This is a genomic window from Vibrio sp. OPT46, from assembly GCF_015163535.1.
GTDB classification, from domain to species: Bacteria; Pseudomonadota; Gammaproteobacteria; order Enterobacterales; family Vibrionaceae; genus Vibrio; species Vibrio alginolyticus.
Genome location: NZ_JADDYG010000061.1, coordinates 1 through 372, shown reverse-complemented (window position 1 = coordinate 372; position 372 = coordinate 1). Strand labels below are relative to the sequence as shown.

Here is a 372-nt window from a genome sequence, read left to right as displayed (position 1 = left end):
TTGTGTGGTGGTGAAGTTGCCATCGATTGAAATCGGGTCAGTTTGGTCTGAGCCAATCGTACCTAAATCATCCTCATCAACGGTAATCGCATCAACATCGGTAATAGTTGGCTTATCGTCCACGATGGTGACTGGGATCGTTTCTGTGGTGGTATCACCATCAAAATCCGTTGCGATGATTGGGAAGTTCAGTGTCAGTTCATCACTGTCTACCGCATGGTCGATTGGACCTTGCAGCGTGAAGTTGTATGAACCATCCGTATTAACGGTCAGCGTAAATACTGCTTCAGTTCCTGCTGTCGCTTCATAAGTGTAGCTACCGTCGCCGTTTGCGGTTTCAGTCAGCGTGACGGCCACACCTTGTGATGTTAG

General features: G+C 48.1%; 1 protein-coding gene. It reads right to left on the bottom strand.

Translation table 11 applies throughout. The features are described 5' to 3' along the window. Positions 1–372: VCBS domain-containing protein (locus tag IQR33_RS02750; RefSeq protein WP_193843495.1), on the bottom strand; the 372-nt coding region annotated here is incomplete at both ends.